This window comes from Candidatus Kaelpia aquatica, assembly GCA_030765335.1.
Taxonomy (GTDB): domain Bacteria; phylum Omnitrophota; class Gorgyraeia; order Kaelpiales; family Kaelpiaceae; genus Kaelpia; species Kaelpia aquatica.
Genome location: JAVCCU010000014.1, coordinates 1 through 19,427, shown reverse-complemented (window position 1 = coordinate 19,427; position 19,427 = coordinate 1). Strand labels below are relative to the sequence as shown.

Genomic DNA, 19,427 nt, shown 5'->3' with positions numbered 1-19,427 from the left:
AATTTTCTAAGGATAATTATATATTTTGTTGGTATAATGTGTTTTCAAAAAATAGTTTTTAATAAATAAAAGGAGAAGAAATGTATCGACCACAAATTAAAGTATTTGATTGTACTATTCGCGATGGGGGACTTATTAATAACCATTTTTTCGAAGAAAATTTTGTAAGAGCGGTTTATAAGGCTTTATCTGAGTCGAATGTTGATTATACGGAAGTTGGCTACAGGAATTCTAAAAAACTGTTCTCACCTAAAGAATATGGTGCCTGGAAGTTCTGTGACGATGCAGTAATCAGAAAAGTAGTTGACGGCATAGATTCCAAGATAAAGATATCTATCATGGTTGATGTAGAGCGTGTAGAGTTAGATGACATAAAACCTGCTAACGAAAGTCCTGTTGATATGATAAGAGTCGCCTCCTATGTTAAGGATGTCGATAAGGCAATACATATGGTAAATGATTTTCACAAAAAAGGATATGAGACAACTATTAATATTATGGCAATTTCACGTGATCAGGGACCTGATTTAGACGAAGCGCTTGATCAGATTGAAAAGGAAAGCAACGTTGATGTTGTTTACATTGTAGACAGCTTTGGTTCATTATATCAGGAGTCTGTTGAACAGTTAGTCAAAAGATTTAAATCCAGCATAAAAACAAAGGAGATAGGTTTTCACGGGCATAATCATCAGCAACTTGCCTTCGGTAATACAATCGAGGCTATTATACACGGCGCTAATTTCCTTGATGGAACAGTTTACGGAATAGGTCGCGCGGCAGGTAATTGCCCTTTGGAGCTATTGATAGGTTTTCTAAAAAATCCGAAGTTCGATATTCGCCCAATCCTAGACCTGATATCTAAGGAGTTTATTTCTTTAAGAGATCAAATAGAATGGGGTTATATTATTCCATATGCTATATCAGGTATGCTAAATGAACATCCCAGAGCAGCAATGGCTCTACGCAACAGTGATAAAAAAGAAAATTATCGCGAGTTTTACGAAAGCATAATAGATTCAGACCTAGATTAATAAGATTTTATAAGCAAGGTTAATTATAAATACTGTTTGAGATAACCCACGCCTATCTACTGGTAGGCAGGGTAGAGCGTGGGACTGAAAATCCAACGTTGTTTTTCTTAATTGAACTTGACAACTTAATAAGCTCGTGCTATAAATCTAAAGACCTTTAAGCTGGTTCGGTGAGATTGGCAAGGTGAAAAACATGGATAAGAATATAATTCTTAACAATGGAGAGGAGCCCTTTAAAGAGGGCTTATTTTTTTATGTCTAAGAAAATCATAGAACGTTCAAAAGTTTTAGATTCAAAACAGTTACATAAGACAATTCGTCGTATAAGCCATGAGATAATAGAGAGAAATAAATCCTTAACTGATATTGCAATAGTAGGTATAAGGACAAGAGGGGTCTATCTGGCAGATAGAATAGTAGGTAATATCTCTGAAATTGAGGGTGTAGAGGTTCCATCAGGTGCTCTTGATATTACTCTATACAGAGATGACTTTACTCTGATAGCAGAGCAGCCTGTAGTCAAAGAGACCGAGCTTAACTTCGATATTAACGGTAAGCTGATAATAATAGTAGATGATGTATTATTTACAGGTAGAACCATCAGGTGTGCGATGGATGCTTTGATTGATTTTGGCAGACCTAAAGCTATTCAGCTTGCTGTTTTGGTTGATCGAGGTCATCGTGAGCTTCCGATAAGAGCAGATTATGTAGGTAAAAACATACCAACCTCTCTTAGTGAATCTATAGAAGTAAGATTGAAAGAGGTAGACAAAAAAGATGAGGTTGTGATGTTGGAGGTAGTGGATGGTTGAGGATATTATCGAGAGAGAGATTAAGTGGAGCAAGAAGCATCTTCTTGGAATTGAAGATCTGACTATAGAGGAAATAAATTATATACTACAACTTGCCAAATCTTTTAAAGAGATCTCAACTCGACCAGTTAAGAAAGTTCCTGCTTTAAGAGGTAAGACAGTTGCTTTTATTTTCTTTGAGCCTTCAACAAGAACCAGAATATCTTTTGAGCTTGCAGCTAAAAGATTATCAGCTGACACGGTTAGTTTCTCAGTCTCGACATCAAGCGTGCAGAAGGGAGAGAACCTTAAGGACACAGCTCGTAATATAGAGGCTATGAATGTTGATATCATAGTCTTAAGGCACTCAGCTTCTGGAGCTGCTCATTATCTCTCTAGAGTTGTATCAGCAGGTATTATAAATGCTGGAGATGGGACACATGAACATCCAACTCAGGCTTTGCTTGATATTTTCACCATTCAGGAGCAGAAAAAAAATATTGCAGGACTAAAGGTTGCTATCTTAGGTGATATCTCTCATTCAAGAGTAGCAAGATCTAATATCTTTGCTCTTAAAAAATTAGGGGCCAAAGTTACGCTCTGTGCACCGCCAACAATGATTTTGCCAGAATTTAAAGAGTTAGGGGTAGAGGTCTCATATGATCTTGAGGATGTTTTAGCTAAAGCGGATGTTTTAAATATCTTAAGGATACAGAAAGAGCGTAGTAATGAAAATCTAATACCTTCGGTAGCTGAATATAGAGAGTTTTTTGGTGTAGATAAAACCAAGCTTTTAAAATATGCAAAACCAGGATTGCTAATTCTTCATCCAGGTCCGGTGAATAGAGGGATTGAGTTAAGCCCCGATATTCTTGATGACGGGTTATTAGAAAAGAATATTTGCAGTGTTGTTTTAAATCAGGTTACAAATGGTCTGGCAATTAGAATGGCGATACTCTATCTTATTGCAGGTATGGGAGGCAGCGTTGAAGTTACTGATTAAAAATGGTCTGGTCATAGATTTAGAGAAGAAAGTTTTTAAAAAAACCGATATTTTAGTCCAGGGCAAGAGAATATCTAAAATAGCTAAAAATATAAAAGAAAAGACGGATTCAGCAATAGATGCTAAAGGGTGTTATGTCTTGCCGGGTCTTATTGATATTCATACTCACTTAAGAGAGCCGGGTCGGGAAGATGAAGAGAGTATAGAGTCCGGTTCTTATGCAGCTTTAAAGGGAGGCTTTACAACGCTCTGTTGCATGCCTAATACAGAACCTGCCATAGATAGCTCCGGTTTGGTAAGATTTATAAGAGAGCGCTCTAGAGATGTAGGTTTGGTAGATATTTATCCGATAGGAGCTATTACAAAAGGTAGAGCTGGTTTAGAGCTATCTGAAATGATTAAGATGAAAGAAGCAGGAGCTGTTGGTTTTTCAGATGATGGTAGCTGGGTTAGTAATCCGCTTCTTATGCGTAGAGCTATGGAGTATTCTATTGTCTCTGGATTACCTCTGATTATTCATGCCGAAGATGAGAGACTTTCTAGTGGCGGCATGATGAATGAGGGTCTGTTGTCTCTTAAGATGGGGCTAAAAGGAATACCGCGGGAATCTGAGATAGTAGCTATTGCAAGAGATATAGAGCTCACTAGGTTAACCGGAGCCAGGGTCCACTTTACGCATATAAGTTGCAGGGAATCTGTAGAGCTCATAAAGAGAGCTAAAAAAGATAAGCTGATGGTTACTGCAGATGTCACTCCTCATCATTTAACTTTAACTGAGGAAGCTGTTGGTGGTTATAATACCGCTTCTAAGGTCAATCCTCCTCTAAGGATAGAGAAAGATAGAAAAGCTTTGATTAACGGATTAAAAAATAATACCATAGATGCAATCGCCACTGATCATGCTCCGCATTCAAGCGAAGAGAAAGATTGTAATTTCTCTGAGGCAAGCTTCGGAACTATAGGGCTAGAGACAGCACTATCATTAGGGCTAAAGCTGGTCGATGAAGGCAATATAGATATCTTTTCTTTAATAGAAAAATTTACCTCAAACCCTGCCAATATAGTTTGCTTTAAAGATAGGGGAAATATCTTGAAAAACTATTTAGCCGACATTATAATAGTAGACCCAGATTTAAAGTGGAAGTTTAGCTCAGAAGAGGTTGGCTCTAGGAGCAGAAATACTCCATTTTTAAATATGGAGTTAAAAGGAAGGGTTAGAACTGTTGTTTCAAAAGGTAAAGTTTTGGTTGATGATTTTAAATTAATTGGAGGTTGTTTATGAGGTTTTATAAGGTGGTTTTAGCGTCTCTTTTTATCGTCTTAGTCAGCATTGGACAGGTTTTATCTGAAGATCTATCTTTAGGTGGAGTGCTTGAAGATATAAAGGGCAAGGTCGAAAATATAGATTCCTACAGAGCAGATATAGAGATGGTCTTCAAAAGCTCTGAGGCTGAATCAACTATAAGCGGTGATATCAGCTATGTTAAACCAGACAAAATGAGAGTAATAATGGGAGTCAAAGGGAGAGAGGATGCAAGGCAGTCTATCTACTCAGACGGCGAAGAGATTTGGCAGTACATGCCTCTGTTTAAAATTGCCTCTAAAGTAGACCTCTCCATTTTAAAAGAGGAGTTCCAAAACACTGAAGATCTTATAAAGAATCAGAACAATATGCAGGATGTTACGTCCAACATGATCGAGCCTGAATTTTTAGGTATTGAAGATTTAGGTCAAGAGAGAGTCTATGTAATAAAGGGGTTGATCAAAGAAGGAGGCGATCCTGCTCTAGATGGTATTGGTAAGATTGAGACAGTCAAAGCTTTTATCTCTCTTGAAGATGGAATGCAGAGAAAGATGGAATATTATGATGCCAGCGGCAAACTCCTCTTCTATCAATCGTTTTACAATGTAGAGATCAATGTTAATATTTCTGATGAAACCTTTAAGTTTAAAGTTCCAGAGGGGGTCAATATTTTAGACACGACTCCTCAAGCCAGAGAGATGCTAAGGGAGTCTCAGTTAAATGAGTAATGAAGTTTATACTCAGCTCTGAATTAGGAAGATTGACTAAATGGTTAAGGCTTCTAAATTACGACTCCTATTATTTTAAAGGCAGCAACAGGGCTTTTATTGCAAAGGCTCTAGAAGAAGAGAGAGTAGTCGTAACTTCTAGGTGCTTCTTTGCCGCTGAGTCTAAGGTAAAAGTCTTTATAGTTAAATCTCAAGATTTAAGAATTCAACTCAAAGACCTTAAAGAGAAGCTCGGTTTAAAAATCGATAGTAGTAATATGTTTTCACGCTGTATTAGGTGTAATTTTGAATTAAAAGAGTTGACCAGAGAAGAAGTCAAAGAAAAAGTCCCCATGTCTAGTTATAAGAGTAAGAGATGTTTTTATAGATGTTCTAAGTGTAAGCAAGTATTTTGGATTGGCAGTCACCAGGAATTGGCTAAGAAATATTTAGATAGTATCAATAATGTTAGCTGATTTGCGTATTCATTCTAGATATAACTTTGCGGCAGAATTAATGTTTTTGATGATGAGAAGATAGAGAATAAGAAGTAGTTAATATTTTTTAAAAATAACTCTCCTTGTTTTGTTTCTTCTTTTATGATATAAAGACGAAACTTAATAAATGGTGGCTTAAAATAAAACAGATAAGAAGGGAGTAGGTTATGCCTGAGTTGCCGGAAGTTGAGACAATACGCAGAGAGCTAAGAAGCTTAGTTCAGAAGAAAAAGATTAAGTATTTTGAAGTTAAAGATACAATCTTTCTTAAAAAACCTAAAACAGTCTCTTCTTGGAAAAAGATAATATCTTCTAAGATAAAAGATGTAGACAGGAAGGGTAAGTTCCTAATTTTTAAACTCAGTAATGGGCTGCAGATAGTTGTGCATCTTAGGATGACAGGTCAGATAATATACGGCAATAATCATGACGCCAAAATAAAAATTGTATTCTCAGATTCAAGTACTCTCAGTTACTATGATAGAAGAAGGTTTGGTGAGTGGTATTTAGTGAAAGATATAAAAGAGGTGCCTTTGCTTGGAGCCATAGGTGTTGACCCTACTAGCGAAGAGTTTACCCCTGAAGTTTTAAGTAAAATCTTAAATAATAAAAATACTAAGATTTACAATCTCCTTTTAGATCAAAAAATTATATCTGGGATAGGTAATATATATGTAAACGAGATATTGTATCGTTCTAAGATAAGTCCTTTTAGAAAGACCAAAGATATTACTGAGCCTGAGATTAAGGAGCTTTATTTTTCTATCAGAGATGTGCTTCTTAGGGCGCTTAAAGCCAGGGGTTCTTCAATAGATACCTACTTGGATATCTGGGGTAATCCAGGTAAATATGCGTATCAGCATCTTGTTTACGGAAAAGAAGGCCATTTTTGTGAACACTGCCCTAATAAGATCATGAAGAGCAAGATGAGCTCTCGATCGATTTATTATTGTCCGGGATGTCAACAGTAACTAAAGATTTTAGAAAAGTAAAAATACTTTCTAATTCCGAGCTTTGCTCCGGATATTTTATACTCTCTATTGAAACTTCAGAAACTCTCTCTGTTAATCCGGGACAGTTTCTTCAGCTACGGTTAATAGATAAAGGTCAGTTTTTAAGAAGACCTTTTGGAGTCTTTGACCAGAGAGACAATTATGTTGAGATTCTTTATAAAGTAAGAGGTGATATAACCTATAAGATGTCTTTGCTAAAAACAGGAGATAAGTTAGATATTATATGCCCTCTAGGCAATGGGTTTAAAGAGCCAAGCCGGGGAAAGCCGATTATTGTAAGTGGCGGCACAGGATTTGCTCCGCTCAGTTTTCTTGCAAAGAGACTATCCTCTAGAGCTAAAGATAAAGGGATATTTATTATTGGAAGCGCAGGGGCTGAGAGTGAAAAATTTGCTGAATCTATGAGCTCTTTAAATATTGACTATTTAGTTGTCTCTGAAGACGGCAGTGTAGGAAAGAGAGGAGTAGTAACCGATTATCTAGCTGATATCATTGAGCCTGACTCTGTTCTATTCTCAGCCGGACCTATTGAGATGTTGAAGAATATTTATAGAATAGCTAAAGATAGAGATATTGAGACGCAGTTTTCTTTTGAATCTCACTTTGCCTGCGGCATGGGTTTCTGCTGGGGCTGTGCTTTAAAGACCAGAAATGGTACTTTAAGAGTATGTAAGGAAGGTCCTGTTTTTAAAGGAGAGGATATTCTATGGGAAGATCTATGATTCCTATCGAGGTTGCTTCCTTAAAATTGAGAAGTCCTATTATTCTCTCTTCAGGTTGTGTAGAGTATAGCCAATTTGCGAGTGATATCGTTCCGTTTAGTAAGATCGGCGCTATTGTAACAAAGACAGTTACTCTCAAAGAATATTCTGGTAATCCTATGCCTAGAACATCTGAGGTGGATTTTGGGTTAATAAACTCTATAGGTCTGCAGAATAAAGGTCTAGATGATTATTTTGATAGGGTCCTGCCGCAAATAAAAGAATCTCTTGATTGCTTGATTATTACCAGTATATCTGGCTTTACGATTGAAGAGTTTGCTGAGATTGCTGTTGCCCTAGATAAAGAGAGTGCGGTTTCTGCTATTGAAGTTAATATATCCTGCCCAAACCTTGAAAAAAATAGTGAGAGTGGACTGGCTGTCTTTGCCCAAGATGAGCACATGAGTTACGGCGTTATAAAGGCTGTTAAGGAGTCATCATCTAAGCCTGTAATAGCTAAACTCTCGCCTGATGTTACGGACATACGTTCTGTTGCTCAGGCTGTTTCAGATGCCGGAGCTGATGCAATAACAGTTGCAAATACCTATTCAGCTATGGCTATAGATATATATACGAGAAAGCCGAAACTAGCTAATATATCGGGTGGACTGAGCGGTCCTGCTATTAGGCCTCTAACATTAAAGAGGGTCTGGGATGTATATAATACCGTAGACTTGCCAATCATTGCCTCTGGCGGTATCATGAATTATAAGGATGGATTGGAATATATTATTGCGGGTGCGACTCTTTTAAGTATAGGTACCGCTAATTTTATAAACCCCGGAGCGGCGGAGGAAGTAGTTAGAGGTATAGAAAATTATCTTAAAGAGAGAGGAATAAAGTATAAAGATTTAATTGGGAGCCTTGAAATTGGATAAGAGAGAGAAGATAATAATTGCACTTGACGTAGATAGCATAAATGACATGCGCTGCTATCTTGATATGTTAGCCCCTTATGTGAAAACTTTTAAAATAGGACCCCGCCTCTTTATTCCTTACGGTAGAGAAGCAGTGGATCTCATAAAGAGCTATGGTTCAGATGTTTTTTTAGACCTTAAGCTGCATGACATTCCTACTCAGGTTGTAGAGAGCGTTAAAAAGATTGGAGATTTGGGAATCAAGATGTTTACAGTCCATGCTTTTGGCGGTAAGGCTATGATTGAAAACTCAAGAAAGGCTTTGGATAGTTTTGACGAAAAAGAGAGACCGCTGATGCTTGCAGTAACTCTTCTTACCAGCATTGACGAAAATGACTTGCATTTTTTAGGTTTTAAAAATAAAATTAATAGCATAGTTTATAAACTTGCTGAATTAGCTTTAACTTCTGGAGCTGACGGTGTTGTCTCTTCTGTAGCAGAGGTCAGCAAATTAAAAGAAGGGATAAGTCAGAGCTTTATATCAGTGGTTCCGGGTATAAAGATAGGTGCTGCAAATAGGGATCAGAAGAGGAGCGGTTCGCCGCAAGAGGCATTTGACAATGGGGCCGACTATATTGTTATCGGCAGGTCTATACTTAATGCAGATAATCCTGTAAAGGTAGTTAAGGAGGTATTAGATGAATGACAAAGAACTTATGGAGATTCTAAGTGAGACAGGGGCTATTCAAGGCGGACATTTCTTATTATCCAGCGGATTGCATTCGGAGCAATATATCCAGCTGGCTCGAATTTTTCAATATCCTAAACATACTTCACGTATAGCCAATGCGTTAATAGAAGACTTTAGATTCGAAAGACCTGCCGTTATAGCTGGCATTGCACATGGCGGTACTATTTTAGCTTATGAGGTTGCAAGAGCTATAGGTGCAAGAGCGATATTTGCAGAACGTTCTAACGGAGAACTCTGTTTGAAGCGGGGTTTTGAGGTGAAAAACAGGGAGAGAGTCTTAATAGTCGAGGATGTGCTTACAACCGGGAAATCAGTTTTAGAGTTAAAGTCATTACTTAAGAGCTTTCAGCCGTTGATTGTAGGGGTTGCTTCTGTTGTAGACCGTTTTGATGGAGAGTTTAAAATAAGGAATAAATATTCATCTCTTATGAAATATACTCTTCCGGCGTACTCTAAGGAGGAGTGCCCTCTATGTAAAAAAGAGATACCACTGTTTAAACCAGGGAGCAGGGATATTGTGAACGTATAATCGCGTGCTCCTTTTTTATAATTTAGAAGCAAGGAGATAATCGGAGGATTAATATGGAAGTCGAATTAGATAGATTAATTGAAAAAATAAAAAAAGAGGGTGTTCAGGAGGCTAAGAAGGAGGCTGATAAAATTATAGCCAAAGCCAAAGAAGAGGCTGTCCGTATCTTACAAGAAGTAAAATCTAAATCCGAGATTGTTGTCCAAGATGCAAAATCTCAGTCTGATAAATATGCGGATGTAGCTAGGGCAGCAATAGAGCAAGCAGTAAGAGATTCAATTATCAGTTTAAGAGAGAAGGTAATCGTTGTGTTTGATAGCCTGCTAAAGAGAGATGTTTCAAAGTCTCTTAGTCCTCAGGCAGTTAAGGATATGATTGTCCAGATTTTATCTAATTGGAAGCCGGGGGAAGATGACTCTATTGAGATTTTAACTTCAGAGCAAGATAGAGACTCCTTAAGAGACCTGCTGATCGATGAATTTAAAGAGAAAATAGCAGCTGGTTTTGAGGTTAAGGTTCATCCGGGGCTGGAGAAAGGTTTCAGAATCGGAGTAAAAGGCGAAGACCTGCATTATGACTTTTCAGATCAGGGTATAGCCGATGTTATCGCTGTATTTCTCAATAAAGAGATTGCAGAGATAGTGAATAAAAGCTTAAATGGATAAGTATTATTATCTGATCGCTCAGCTTCCTCTATTGAGTTTTGATAGCAAGAATTATATCAGCAGTGACTATTTCCTAGAACAGGCAGTCAAGTGGTTGAGCTTTGCAGATTTCAAGATTTTAAAAAAAGCCGATATAGATGATATCTATATCAAAGATAGTGATAGAGGTATCATTAGAGATTACAAGAGTTTTGAATATAAACTAAGAGATAACATTGTTAAATTTAGGGAAGGAGATCTAGAATCCATAACCGATAAAATATTAAAGGCGATTTTAGCTGATACAGATCCTCTTAAAATTGAGCTAGGGATATTCTATTTGAGATGGAGCTTCGTTGATCAGCTTGAATCATACCATCATTTTGATTTAGAGAGCGCAGTGCTTTATTTCTATAAGCTTCAGATTTTAGATAAGATTTCCCAGTTTGACAAAGAGAGAGGGGAAGAGTTATTTGATAAGATTTCAAATATTAGTTATGAGGCGATAGTCTATGAAAGTTAATAAAGGCAGTATTGTATCTATAAGCGGAAACATGATAACGGTTAAACCACAGAGTCATATTATGCAGAATGAGTTAGGCTATGTTTTAAAAGGGGATGGTCGTCTTAAGGCCGAAGTCATTAAGATCAGGGGAGAGTTGGCATATATGCAGGTTTTTGAGGATACTAAAGGCCTTAGGGTAGGAGATGAGGTTGAATTCAGTAATCAGCTTCTTTCGGTTGAACTTGGTCCAGGCCTTCTAGGTAATATATATGACGGCTTGCAGAACCCTTTAAATGTTCTTGCTGATGAGTATGGATTTTTTTTGCCTCGAGGAGTTGATCTAGCAGCTTTAGATCTTAAAAAAAGATGGCATTTTACCCCTCTTGCTAAAGAGGGAGATTTATTATTGGCCGGAAACTATGTTGGCTATGTAGAAGAAGAGATTTTTAAGCACTACATAATGGTGCCTTTTGATTTTATCGGAGAGCATACTCTTGAAAGCCTGAAGCCTGAGGGTGACTATAGCGTAGGAGATGTTATAGCTACAGTAAAAAATAGATTAGGTAAGAGCATTGATGTCACCATGTCTTTTCGTTGGCCTATAAGAGCCCCTATTACCTCATATAAGAATAAACTTCAGACTACTGAGTCTTTGACTACACGTATTAGAATAATTGATACTTTCTTTCCTGTGGCCAAAGGCGGTACTTATTGTATTCCCGGTCCTTTTGGGGCTGGAAAAACAGTATTACAGCAATTAACTTCAAGATATGCTGAGGTTGATATTGTAATTATTGCTGCCTGCGGTGAGAGGGCGGGTGAGGTTGTTGAGACGTTAAGAGAGTTTCCTAAGCTTAAGGATGATAGGACTGGCAAATCCCTGATGGCCAGGACAATAATCATCTGCAATACTTCTTCTATGCCAGTTGCTGCCAGAGATGCTTCAGTATATACTGCGGCAACTCTTGGAGAGTATTATAGGCAGATGGGTTTAGATGTACTGCTTTTGGCTGACTCCACTTCACGCTGGGCTCAGGCAATGAGGGAGGTCTCAGGTAGGTTGGAAGAGATTCCTGGCGATGAGGCTTTCCCGGCTTATCTAGAATCGCGCATAGCTGCTTTTTATGAAAGATCTGGTGAAGTTGAGCTGCTAAGTGGAGAGAGAGGGTCTCTTACAATAGGGGGGACAGTATCTCCAGCCGGTGGTAATTTTGAAGAGCCTGTTACTCAGTCAACATTAAAGGTTGTTGGAGCTTTTCATGGTCTATCTCGCGAGAGGTCCGATGCCAGAAAGTATCCTTCTATATCTCCTTTGGAGAGTTGGTCTAAATACAAGAGCTTTATATCAGAAGATAAAGTAGCTTATGCCAAAGAGGCAATATTTAAAGGCGATGAAGTCTCTCAGATGATGAAGGTTGTTGGCGAAGAAGGTGTGACAAATGAGGATTTCTTAATATATCTGAAAACTGAATTCTTAGACTATGTCTATTTGCAGCAGAATGGTTATGATGAAGTAGACGCTGCTACACCCCTAGAGCGCCAGGATTATGTCTTCTCAAAGGTTGATTATATTCTTAGAGTCAAAGTTAATTTAAAAACAAAAGATGAATTAAGAGGTATGTTTTTTAAATTACGCCAAATGTTTTTGGACTGGAATTATACTGAGTGGGAATCTCTGGAATTTAAGAGCAAAGAGAAAGAGGTAGATGAATTTATTGAAAGAGAGGTTTTAAAGAGAGATGAAGAGGCTGTATAGCAAGATAGATAGTATTGTAGGAGATGTCATCACCGTAAAGGCTAAAGGTATTAGTTACCACGAGCTGGCTGAGGTGAATACTAAAAAGGGAAAGTCTTTTGCTCAAGTCATAAGCTTAGATAGAGATAATGTCTCTCTTCAAGTCTTTTCTGGAAGTCGAGGTATATCTACCGCTGATGAAGTTAGTTTTCTCTCTCATCCTATGCAGGTTCCTTTTTCAGAGGATATGCTTGGAAGAGTCTTTGATGGCAGCTGCAGGCCAAAAGACGGAGGGCCTGCTATAACCGGAAGCAATATTGAGATAGGCGGCTCTACGGTCAATCCTGTAAAGAGAAAGATACCCAATCGTATGATAAGGACCAATATACCTATGATAGATATTTTTAATTCCCTTGTCGTCTCTCAAAAGCTCCCTATATTTTCAGTTTCCGGCGAGCCTTACAATGAGCTTTTAGCTCGAATTGCAATACAGGCTCAGGTTGATATGATTATCTTAGGCGGCATAGGGTTAAAGTTTGATCAATATATGTTTTTTAAGAACACGTTGCAGAACAGCGGTGCTTTAAGCAGGTCGATTTTTTTTGTACATACCGCTTCTGAGCCGGTAGTGGAGAGCATTATGATACCGGACATATCTTTGGCTGTAGCTGAAAAGTTTGCTTTATCAGGCAAAGATGTACTAGTCCTGCTTACAGATATGACCAACTTTGCCGATGCGCTTAAAGAGATTGCCATTACCATGGAGCAGGTTCCTTCAAATAGAGGTTATCCAGGAGATCTATATAGTCAATTGGCAGCCAGATATGAGAAGGCTGTAGATTTTGAAGATAGCGGTTCTATAACGATACTTGCAGTCACGACTATGCCAGGCGACGATGTCACCCATCCGGTGCCGGATAATACAGGTTATATTACCGAAGGTCAGCTCTATCTTCGTAATGGCAGAATAGAACCTTTTGGCTCCTTAAGCCGATTGAAGCAGCAGATTAATGATAAGACTCGTGTTGATCATAGAGCTATTATGAATGGCATGATACAGCTGTATGCTGACTACAGGGAGACAGAAGAGAAAAGGGATATGGGCTTTAAGATGAGTGCTTGGGATCAAAAGCTTCTTAAGTATGGAGTTATCTTTGAAAAGGAATTGATGGATTTAACTGTAAATATACCTTTAGAAGCTGCCTTAGATAAGGGCTGGGAGATTCTTTCGGGATGTTTTAGCCCTGAAGAGGTGCCGTTTCGGACCGAATTAATTAAGGAGTTTTGGCGAGGCTGATTGTGGTAAAGTTAAAATTGACGAAGAATGAATTAAAGAAACAAAAAGAAGCGTTCAAGCGTTTTAATAAATACCTTCCAATGCTGCAGCTCAAGAAGCAGCAGTTACAGTTAGAGATAATTAAAAACCATCAAGATTTAAATAAGGTCAGAGAAGAAATGGAGTCTTTTTTAATATCACTAAATGCCTGGATAGATGTTTTCGGAGAAGATGTTGGGATTGAGAATCTCTTTAAAGTTGATAGAGTAACTGCAATAAAAGGTAATATAGCTGGTATTGATATCCCTCTCTTTAAAGATATAAAATTCAAAGAACACCCCTACGATCTATACCTAACACCTCTTTGGGTTGATAGAGGCATAGGGGTCTTCAGAGATGTACTTACTTTAAAAGCAAAAAGCTTGGTCTTAGAGAGGGCGAGAGAGGTTCTTAAGGAGGAGCTGAGAGTTACGACTCAACGTGTCAATCTATTTGAGAAGGTCAAGATTCCTGAAGCAGCAAAAAACATAAAGAAGATAAACGTCTTTTTAGGTGATCTATCTATGTCTGGAGTTGTAAGAGGTAAAATTGCAAAATCTAAATTAAAAACCAGAGATGATAGGATAGAGGTTTAAGAATGATAGTTAAGATGAAGCAGGCAGCTTTGCTGATTTCAAACAGGGACAGAAAGAGGGCTCTTGAAAACTTGAGATCATTAGGCGCTATGCATATAAAGAGAAAGAAGCTTCTCTCTTCTGGAGAGGTATCTTTCTTGGAAGATAAAGTCTCTCTCTTTAAAAAAGCTATAGAGTTGATATCTAGCTTTAACTCCGAGAGTGTTAAAGATTGCTCTGAAAGCAAAATTCCTAAATTTATAGAGGAGATAAATTTTTTAGGTAGAGATAGAGATGATTTGCAGAATAAGCTAGCTGCAGTAAGAAGAGGTTTGGATTGGTATAGAGATTGGGGTATATTCTCTTTAGATTCTCTATCTAAAATTAGAGAGCATGGAATAAATCTGGAGCTATACATTGTAGATAAAAAAAAGTTTAAGAATATAGCTGTAAAACAAGACACTTATTTAATTAAAAAAGACAAATCTAGGTTCTATATTGCTTTGATTGCTGATAGTAAAAGTTCTCTGCCTATTACTCCTGAGCAGATTCCAAATAGAGAGTATGGCATGCTTGAGAAGGAGGGGGTTGATATAGAGAAGCAGATTCAAGAGATAGGTCAGAGATTGACACATCTCTCTGGTTTTAAAAATTGCTTTAATAGATATAAATCTGTTCTAGGTAAAGAGCTTGAGTTTGCTCAGGTTAATTCAGAGATTAATATCTGCGAGGGCTTTAGTTTCTTAGAAGGATTTATTCCAATTGATAAAGTTAAAATACTACATGTTTTAGCAGAAAAGGAGAGCTGGGGATTGCTTTTGAGGGATCCAGACAATCCTAGCGAAGTACCTACTCTAATACATAATCCTCGCTGGTTAAGGATAATAGATCCTGTCTTTAAGCTTATGGATACTATACCTGGATATGAGGAGTATGATATTAGCTTCTGGTTCCTTATGTTCTTCAGCATATTCTTTGCTATGATTATAGGTGATGCGGGTTACGGGCTTGTTTTTTTAATAGCTGCTCTTTTAATTCAGATTAAAAATAAAAATATATCCAAACAGATCCTGCAGCTTATCTACTGCCTTAGTTCTGCTACTATTGTCTGGGGAGCTATAACAGGAAATTGGTTTGGAGTGGAGAGGATTTCTCAGGTATCATTTTTTAATTTTTTCATGGTATCTGGTCTCAATAGTTTTGTTGATGCCAATCAAAATAATTTTATCTATCTCTGCTTTATTTTAGGGTTTGCTCATCTCACTATTGCTCATCTTGTTGCAGCTCTGCGCTTTGCAAATTCTATTAAGTTTTTCAGTCATTTAGGCTGGATTGCCATTGGATGGTCCATGTTTCTGCTGACTCGAGGTGTAGTTTTGAATTTTCAGATTCCACAAACAATGCCTATGTTTGTTATTCTTGGAGCTCTTATGGTAATGATATTTTCAAAGCCTAAAACTAGTATTTTAAAGAGAATAATATCGTCGTTATTAGATCTTCCTTTTGATATTATAAACTTCTTCGCCGATATCTTGTCTTACCTACGTCTTTTTGCTGTTGGTTATGCTACCGTAATGATTGCAATTACTTTTAACAGTATGGCTGCAAATATAGGATTTAACAGTGTTCCTGCTATTATATCGTCTATAGCAATTGTTTTGCTAGGACACTCTCTGAATATAGTTTTAGGTTTGATGTCTGTTCTTGTCCATGGGGTGAGATTAAATGTTCTTGAGTTTTCAACCCATCTTGATTTGGAGTGGAAGGGAAATAGTTATAAACCGTTTGAGGAATAAGGAGGTCAAGAGATGATACAGGGTCTAGGAGATTTAAATGCTTCATTGGGACTTACTGCTGTAGGTTCTGCCTTAGGTATAGGTGTAGCTGGTATGGCAGCTATAGGAGCCTGGAAGAAGGCGTTCTCTCAGAACAAAACAGCTCCTTTTATGATGATAGCTTTTGTGGGTGCGCCATTGACTCAGATATTTTACGGTTTTATATTGAGGAATAAAATTCAGGCTGCTAATCTACCTTATGATTTAGGGTCAACTGTAATGCAGATGACAATAGGATTAATGGCTGGATTGGCGATGGGATGCTCTGCCTATATGCAGGGTAAAGCTGCTGCACGGGCCTGTGATGCATTGGCAGAGACCGGCAAAGGTTTTGCTAACTATATGCTTGTCCTAGGAATTATAGAGACAGTGGCGTTGTTTGTTATGATATTCTCTATGATAGCGTTGCCTGGTTGATAAAAGAATTTACATAGATGCAAAGAGAGTAAATTTCTAAGAAAAGGAGGTAAGATATGATACGGAGTATAGTGGTCTTTCTTGTAGTCTTCTGCGCCGTTGCTTCTTTTGCTTCCGAAAAGGTCAATTTTAATGGACAGGATGAGAGCGGGCATGGTGTTTGGACTTCAAATCCTAAGGATAAAACTCTTATAGTTGCTGGTTCGGTTGTTACTACGGATAAGGTTGGTTTTTCTGGAGGTTGTTATGAACTTAAATACAATTTAGGATCATCAGAGGCTGTCTATGCTGGATTCTATATTGACTTTAGCTCTATTGATGTATCAAAATATTCTCAGTTAGTTTTTTGGATAAAAGGAGATAAGAAGTCTGGATTTTCGGAGAAGGCGGCTGTGGGTTTTTCGGGCGGTTCTCAGTTTGTTGATATTACTACGAAATGGCAGAAGATAGTAATAAATTTAAAAGGTTTTACAAAGAAAAATTCTGAAAACGAGTTCAATCTCATATTTGATAGTGGGTGGGCAACTAAAAATAAGGGAACAGTCTATATTGATAAAGTAATATTAAAGTAGAAAATAGCGTTGCAATTTTTAAGATAAACCTTTATTATCTTTTAACAATACTGCTTTAGATGTATTAATTGTTTTTTTTGATCCGGTGCTCTCATACTTTAAGGGCGAGTAGTTCAGTGGGAGAACGCCTCGCTTACAACGAGGAAGTCGGAGGTTCAATCCCTCTCTCGCCCATTACATATCAACGACTTACGACGAAGTACTTTCCTGCCGTGTAACTAAAACGTGTACTATTTTTATGTAAATATATGATTTACAAGGTCATATATTGCTTTAAATCCATATTTAGGTATTGTTTTAAACCGATGGCAATAATACAATGCTACCATAGTATAGTTTTGTTTAAAGGATTATGAATAAAAAATTGAATCTCAAGTGTTTTGTTGCTACTTCTTTTGAGCGTAGCGATGTAGATCAAATTTATAAATCAATCAAAACATCTCTGAAAAAGAAAAATATATATTGTTGTAGAATAGATAAAATTGAGCATAATAAGGAAATTCCATCCAAAATTAGAGAAGAAATTGTTGAAGCTGATTTTGTAATAGCCGACTTAACTTATGCTCGTCCAAGTGTTTATTATGAAGCTGGTTTCGCAGAGCGGTCTATTCCGGTTGTTTATACATCAAGGAAAGATCATTTTAAACCTAAAATTGATGATGTAAATGGTAATTATAGTATACATTTCGATCTTTATGGTAAAAATATAATTTCTTGGAAAAATTCGAAAGATAAAGATTTTATAAAAAAATTGGAAAAAAGAGTTAATCATGTGATAGCTCCTATTATAAGAAGAAAGGAAAAAATGTATTCAGAAATACAAAACTCTGATTTATATGGAAAGCTATCTTGTGTAGATAAAAAACTTATATGCGTCAAGGGTTTAGATAAATATTTTAAGAAAAATAAGTTTAGAAAACAATCTTCAAAAGCAGCAATTGATAATAACGGCGTTTTAAGATATGACTTAGAAGGTAGGTTGCTGCTAAAAGACAAAGCGGTTATAGATGTCTTAAGTATGGTTCGTTGGAAACCAACGCTATATGATTTAAGAACTATAGGTTTTGTAAAGAATTCACACTCAAGAGATAGAATTAAATATGAATATTACTTAAATTTTTTTAATTACTCTAAAATAGAAAATATCCATAAATCTGTTTTATTAGTTTCTCCTAATAAAATTAATTTTAAACGGTTTAGTGAAATAGTTGGTAGTTACCGCAATGAGTCGTATAAAAATATAAAATATTTGACTAAACCTTTTTGTTGTATGATTATTAAAGTTGGTAAGGTTAATTATAAAGTTAATCTTATTTCGAAGCTTATAGTTGTAGACAATATAAAATCTCAAATAGACTTAGATTCTAAATTAAAGAATGTGTTTGAATTATTTTTAGAATGGTAAAATCAAATATTCAAAAAATAGTTAGAAAAATCAGGCGTAGTATGTGGTTGAACAATTTAGATGATTTATTGAGAGATTTTGATGAAATTGATTTTTCGGTACACATGATAACTGTGCCCTTAGGGGCTACATGGTATAGATCGATTAATAAAGGTGCCGATCCTTTGAGTTCTACTGGTGCAGAAAATCGTTTTGTCTCCCAGAGACCAGATTATTCTTTTGAAAAATATCAGACAGCTATGAGCATGGGTAGGGAGACAGTAGCAGGTACTGGTGCAACTTGTTTCGTGTCAGTTCAAAGTGTTATACCTGAGGAGGTTGTTGATTTCGAGAGTAAAGATTGCTATAAAATAACATTAAAAGAGGACATTGAAATAGTAGATATGGATTCAATTTGTAGAGAAAAAAGAATCTCTAAGCCATATATGACCGAAGAAAGACACCCAGTATTTCAGTTGTTTTATGGAAAAAAAATCAATGGGCTTAAGTATGAAAGCGCAAAAGACCCTAAAGCATATTGTTATGTTATTTATAACGATTGGTTTAAAAAATTTAGAAGCATTGTTACCGTAGAGAAGATTTTACCGTGTAACTAAAACGTGTACTATTTTTATGCAGATAATGGGCATAATGGGGACTATGGGTGAAATTCTATATTTGTGTTTTGAAACAAAAAACGTTAGGTAGATTCAAGTTTCTAACGCAACAACTCTGAAAATCTTTCATGTGGTGTATACCATTCTAATGTCTTTCGAGGACGGTCATTAAGCTCGTCTTGCACTTCTTTAAGCTGAACCTTTGATATTTTCATAAAATCAGTTCCTTTAGGAAAATATTGCCTTAATAGACCATTCGTGTTTTCATTTGTTCCTCGCTCCCACGGTGAACTGGGATGTGCAAAATAAACTGCTATATCTGTTTCTTTTGTGAAAATCTTATGTTCCGCCATTTCAGAGCCCCGATCATATGTTAATGTTTTTCTCAACCCTTTTGGCAAATATTGAAATTCCTTAGCAAAAGCTTTTCTGACATTCCTCGCATACCTATTCTCCAGCTTAACTAAAAATGTCATTCGGGTTGTTCTTTCAACAAGCGTCCCAATAGCTGAAGCATGACTCCCGCCTATAATTAAATCACCTTCCCAATGTCCTGGGACTATACGATCAGCTGCTTCCTTTGGC

22 protein-coding genes and 1 tRNA gene are annotated in these 19,427 nt (G+C 36.9%); 22 read left to right on the top strand and 1 reads right to left on the bottom strand.

Annotation, left to right across the window (positions count from 1 at the left end; all coding sequences use genetic code 11):
- Nucleotides 1–80: 80 nt before the first annotated feature.
- From P9X27_02160 to P9X27_02055, 22 genes are all read left to right on the top strand, one after another.
- Complete coding sequence (locus P9X27_02160) at nucleotides 81–1,031, top strand: aldolase catalytic domain-containing protein (protein ID MDP8253183.1); 951 nt, start codon at nucleotides 81–83, stop codon at nucleotides 1,029–1,031.
- A gap of 254 nt (nucleotides 1,032–1,285) precedes the next feature.
- Nucleotides 1,286–1,843 carry a bifunctional pyr operon transcriptional regulator/uracil phosphoribosyltransferase PyrR gene (gene pyrR / locus P9X27_02155; protein MDP8253182.1) on the top strand — a complete coding sequence of 186 codons (558 nt, stop codon included), beginning with the start codon at nucleotides 1,286–1,288 and terminating at the stop codon, nucleotides 1,841–1,843.
- Nucleotides 1,836–2,825, top strand: coding sequence for an aspartate carbamoyltransferase catalytic subunit (locus tag P9X27_02150; GenBank protein ID MDP8253181.1), 990 nt, complete (start codon nucleotides 1,836–1,838; stop codon nucleotides 2,823–2,825). The genes pyrR and P9X27_02150 overlap by 8 nt, the downstream gene beginning before the upstream one ends.
- Nucleotides 2,809–4,107: a dihydroorotase gene (locus P9X27_02145; GenBank protein ID MDP8253180.1), complete on the top strand. Its 1,299-nt coding sequence runs from the start codon at nucleotides 2,809–2,811 to the stop codon at nucleotides 4,105–4,107. The genes P9X27_02150 and P9X27_02145 overlap by 17 nt, the downstream gene beginning before the upstream one ends.
- Complete coding sequence (locus P9X27_02140; GenBank protein MDP8253179.1) at nucleotides 4,104–4,856, top strand: hypothetical protein; 753 nt, start codon at nucleotides 4,104–4,106, stop codon at nucleotides 4,854–4,856. Before P9X27_02145 ends, P9X27_02140 begins: the two co-directional genes overlap by 4 nt.
- A complete protein-coding gene (locus P9X27_02135; GenBank protein ID MDP8253178.1) occupies nucleotides 4,856–5,311 on the top strand; it encodes a Mut7-C RNAse domain-containing protein in 456 nt (151 codons plus the stop codon). Before P9X27_02140 ends, P9X27_02135 begins: the two co-directional genes overlap by 1 nt.
- 188 nt (nucleotides 5,312–5,499) lie before the next feature.
- Complete coding sequence (gene mutM / locus P9X27_02130) at nucleotides 5,500–6,303, top strand: DNA-formamidopyrimidine glycosylase (GenBank protein MDP8253177.1); 804 nt, start codon at nucleotides 5,500–5,502, stop codon at nucleotides 6,301–6,303.
- Nucleotides 6,291–7,067 carry a dihydroorotate dehydrogenase electron transfer subunit gene (locus P9X27_02125; GenBank protein ID MDP8253176.1) on the top strand — a complete coding sequence of 259 codons (777 nt, stop codon included), beginning with the start codon at nucleotides 6,291–6,293 and terminating at the stop codon, nucleotides 7,065–7,067. Before mutM ends, P9X27_02125 begins: the two co-directional genes overlap by 13 nt.
- On the top strand, nucleotides 7,052–7,984 hold the full coding sequence (locus P9X27_02120; GenBank protein ID MDP8253175.1) for a dihydroorotate dehydrogenase: 933 nt from the start codon (nucleotides 7,052–7,054) through the stop codon (nucleotides 7,982–7,984). Before P9X27_02125 ends, P9X27_02120 begins: the two co-directional genes overlap by 16 nt.
- Nucleotides 7,977–8,669: an orotidine-5'-phosphate decarboxylase gene (pyrF, locus tag P9X27_02115; protein ID MDP8253174.1), complete on the top strand. Its 693-nt coding sequence runs from the start codon at nucleotides 7,977–7,979 to the stop codon at nucleotides 8,667–8,669. Before P9X27_02120 ends, pyrF begins: the two co-directional genes overlap by 8 nt.
- Nucleotides 8,662–9,243: an orotate phosphoribosyltransferase gene (gene pyrE, locus P9X27_02110; protein ID MDP8253173.1), complete on the top strand. Its 582-nt coding sequence runs from the start codon at nucleotides 8,662–8,664 to the stop codon at nucleotides 9,241–9,243. Before pyrF ends, pyrE begins: the two co-directional genes overlap by 8 nt.
- A gap of 53 nt (nucleotides 9,244–9,296) precedes the next feature.
- Nucleotides 9,297–9,908, top strand: coding sequence for a hypothetical protein (locus P9X27_02105; protein MDP8253172.1), 612 nt, complete (start codon nucleotides 9,297–9,299; stop codon nucleotides 9,906–9,908).
- Complete coding sequence (locus P9X27_02100) at nucleotides 9,901–10,410, top strand: DUF2764 family protein (protein ID MDP8253171.1); 510 nt, start codon at nucleotides 9,901–9,903, stop codon at nucleotides 10,408–10,410. The genes P9X27_02105 and P9X27_02100 overlap by 8 nt, the downstream gene beginning before the upstream one ends.
- Nucleotides 10,400–12,148, top strand: a complete 1,749-nt coding sequence (locus tag P9X27_02095; GenBank protein MDP8253170.1) for a V-type ATP synthase subunit A — start codon at nucleotides 10,400–10,402, stop codon at nucleotides 12,146–12,148. The genes P9X27_02100 and P9X27_02095 overlap by 11 nt, the downstream gene beginning before the upstream one ends.
- A complete protein-coding gene (locus P9X27_02090) occupies nucleotides 12,132–13,424 on the top strand; it encodes a V-type ATP synthase subunit B (protein ID MDP8253169.1) in 1,293 nt (430 codons plus the stop codon). Before P9X27_02095 ends, P9X27_02090 begins: the two co-directional genes overlap by 17 nt.
- 2 nt (nucleotides 13,425–13,426) lie before the next feature.
- A complete protein-coding gene (locus P9X27_02085; GenBank protein MDP8253168.1) occupies nucleotides 13,427–14,038 on the top strand; it encodes a V-type ATP synthase subunit D in 612 nt (203 codons plus the stop codon).
- A 2-nt stretch (nucleotides 14,039–14,040) separates the two neighbouring features.
- Nucleotides 14,041–15,813 carry a hypothetical protein gene (locus P9X27_02080; GenBank protein ID MDP8253167.1) on the top strand — a complete coding sequence of 591 codons (1,773 nt, stop codon included), beginning with the start codon at nucleotides 14,041–14,043 and terminating at the stop codon, nucleotides 15,811–15,813.
- A 12-nt stretch (nucleotides 15,814–15,825) separates the two neighbouring features.
- The gene (locus tag P9X27_02075; protein MDP8253166.1) at nucleotides 15,826–16,269 is read left to right on the top strand and encodes a V-type ATP synthase subunit K; all 444 of its coding nucleotides are present in this window, start codon (nucleotides 15,826–15,828) and stop codon (nucleotides 16,267–16,269) included.
- A 56-nt stretch (nucleotides 16,270–16,325) separates the two neighbouring features.
- Complete coding sequence (locus P9X27_02070) at nucleotides 16,326–16,841, top strand: hypothetical protein (GenBank protein MDP8253165.1); 516 nt, start codon at nucleotides 16,326–16,328, stop codon at nucleotides 16,839–16,841.
- Nucleotides 16,842–16,943: 102 nt separating this feature from the next.
- Nucleotides 16,944–17,015 (top strand) — tRNA-Val (locus P9X27_02065).
- Nucleotides 17,016–17,193: 178 nt separating this feature from the next.
- Complete coding sequence (locus P9X27_02060) at nucleotides 17,194–18,246, top strand: hypothetical protein (protein ID MDP8253164.1); 1,053 nt, start codon at nucleotides 17,194–17,196, stop codon at nucleotides 18,244–18,246.
- Nucleotides 18,240–18,842, top strand: a complete 603-nt coding sequence (locus P9X27_02055; GenBank protein MDP8253163.1) for a hypothetical protein — start codon at nucleotides 18,240–18,242, stop codon at nucleotides 18,840–18,842. Before P9X27_02060 ends, P9X27_02055 begins: the two co-directional genes overlap by 7 nt.
- A gap of 101 nt (nucleotides 18,843–18,943) precedes the next feature.
- Here P9X27_02055 and P9X27_02050 read toward each other — a convergent pair.
- Nucleotides 18,944–19,427: IS30 family transposase (locus tag P9X27_02050; protein MDP8253162.1), on the bottom strand; the 484-nt coding region annotated here is incomplete at its 5' end.

What these genes read in the sequence shown, in the direction of transcription:
- P9X27_02075 (MDP8253166.1), top strand. Translation starts at nt 15,826, where the DNA reads ATGATACAGGGTCTAGGAGATTTAAATGCTTCATTGGGACTTACTGCT.
- P9X27_02150 (MDP8253181.1), top strand. Translation starts at nt 1,836, where the DNA reads ATGGTTGAGGATATTATCGAGAGAGAGATTAAGTGGAGCAAGAAGCAT.
- P9X27_02125 (MDP8253176.1), top strand. Translation starts at nt 6,291, where the DNA reads ATGTCAACAGTAACTAAAGATTTTAGAAAAGTAAAAATACTTTCTAAT.
- P9X27_02135 (MDP8253178.1), top strand. Translation starts at nt 4,856, where the DNA reads ATGAAGTTTATACTCAGCTCTGAATTAGGAAGATTGACTAAATGGTTA.
- P9X27_02070 (MDP8253165.1), top strand. Translation starts at nt 16,326, where the DNA reads ATGATACGGAGTATAGTGGTCTTTCTTGTAGTCTTCTGCGCCGTTGCT.
- P9X27_02060 (MDP8253164.1), top strand. Translation starts at nt 17,194, where the DNA reads ATGAATAAAAAATTGAATCTCAAGTGTTTTGTTGCTACTTCTTTTGAG.
- P9X27_02090 (MDP8253169.1), top strand. Translation starts at nt 12,132, where the DNA reads ATGAAGAGGCTGTATAGCAAGATAGATAGTATTGTAGGAGATGTCATC.
- P9X27_02160 (MDP8253183.1), top strand. Translation starts at nt 81, where the DNA reads ATGTATCGACCACAAATTAAAGTATTTGATTGTACTATTCGCGATGGG.
- P9X27_02080 (MDP8253167.1), top strand. Translation starts at nt 14,041, where the DNA reads ATGATAGTTAAGATGAAGCAGGCAGCTTTGCTGATTTCAAACAGGGAC.
- P9X27_02095 (MDP8253170.1), top strand. Translation starts at nt 10,400, where the DNA reads ATGAAAGTTAATAAAGGCAGTATTGTATCTATAAGCGGAAACATGATA.
- P9X27_02100 (MDP8253171.1), top strand. Translation starts at nt 9,901, where the DNA reads ATGGATAAGTATTATTATCTGATCGCTCAGCTTCCTCTATTGAGTTTT.
- P9X27_02120 (MDP8253175.1), top strand. Translation starts at nt 7,052, where the DNA reads ATGGGAAGATCTATGATTCCTATCGAGGTTGCTTCCTTAAAATTGAGA.
- P9X27_02055 (MDP8253163.1), top strand. Translation starts at nt 18,240, where the DNA reads ATGGTAAAATCAAATATTCAAAAAATAGTTAGAAAAATCAGGCGTAGT.
- P9X27_02105 (MDP8253172.1), top strand. Translation starts at nt 9,297, where the DNA reads ATGGAAGTCGAATTAGATAGATTAATTGAAAAAATAAAAAAAGAGGGT.
- mutM (MDP8253177.1), top strand. Translation starts at nt 5,500, where the DNA reads ATGCCTGAGTTGCCGGAAGTTGAGACAATACGCAGAGAGCTAAGAAGC.
- pyrE (MDP8253173.1), top strand. Translation starts at nt 8,662, where the DNA reads ATGAATGACAAAGAACTTATGGAGATTCTAAGTGAGACAGGGGCTATT.
- pyrR (MDP8253182.1), top strand. Translation starts at nt 1,286, where the DNA reads ATGTCTAAGAAAATCATAGAACGTTCAAAAGTTTTAGATTCAAAACAG.
- P9X27_02140 (MDP8253179.1), top strand. Translation starts at nt 4,104, where the DNA reads ATGAGGTTTTATAAGGTGGTTTTAGCGTCTCTTTTTATCGTCTTAGTC.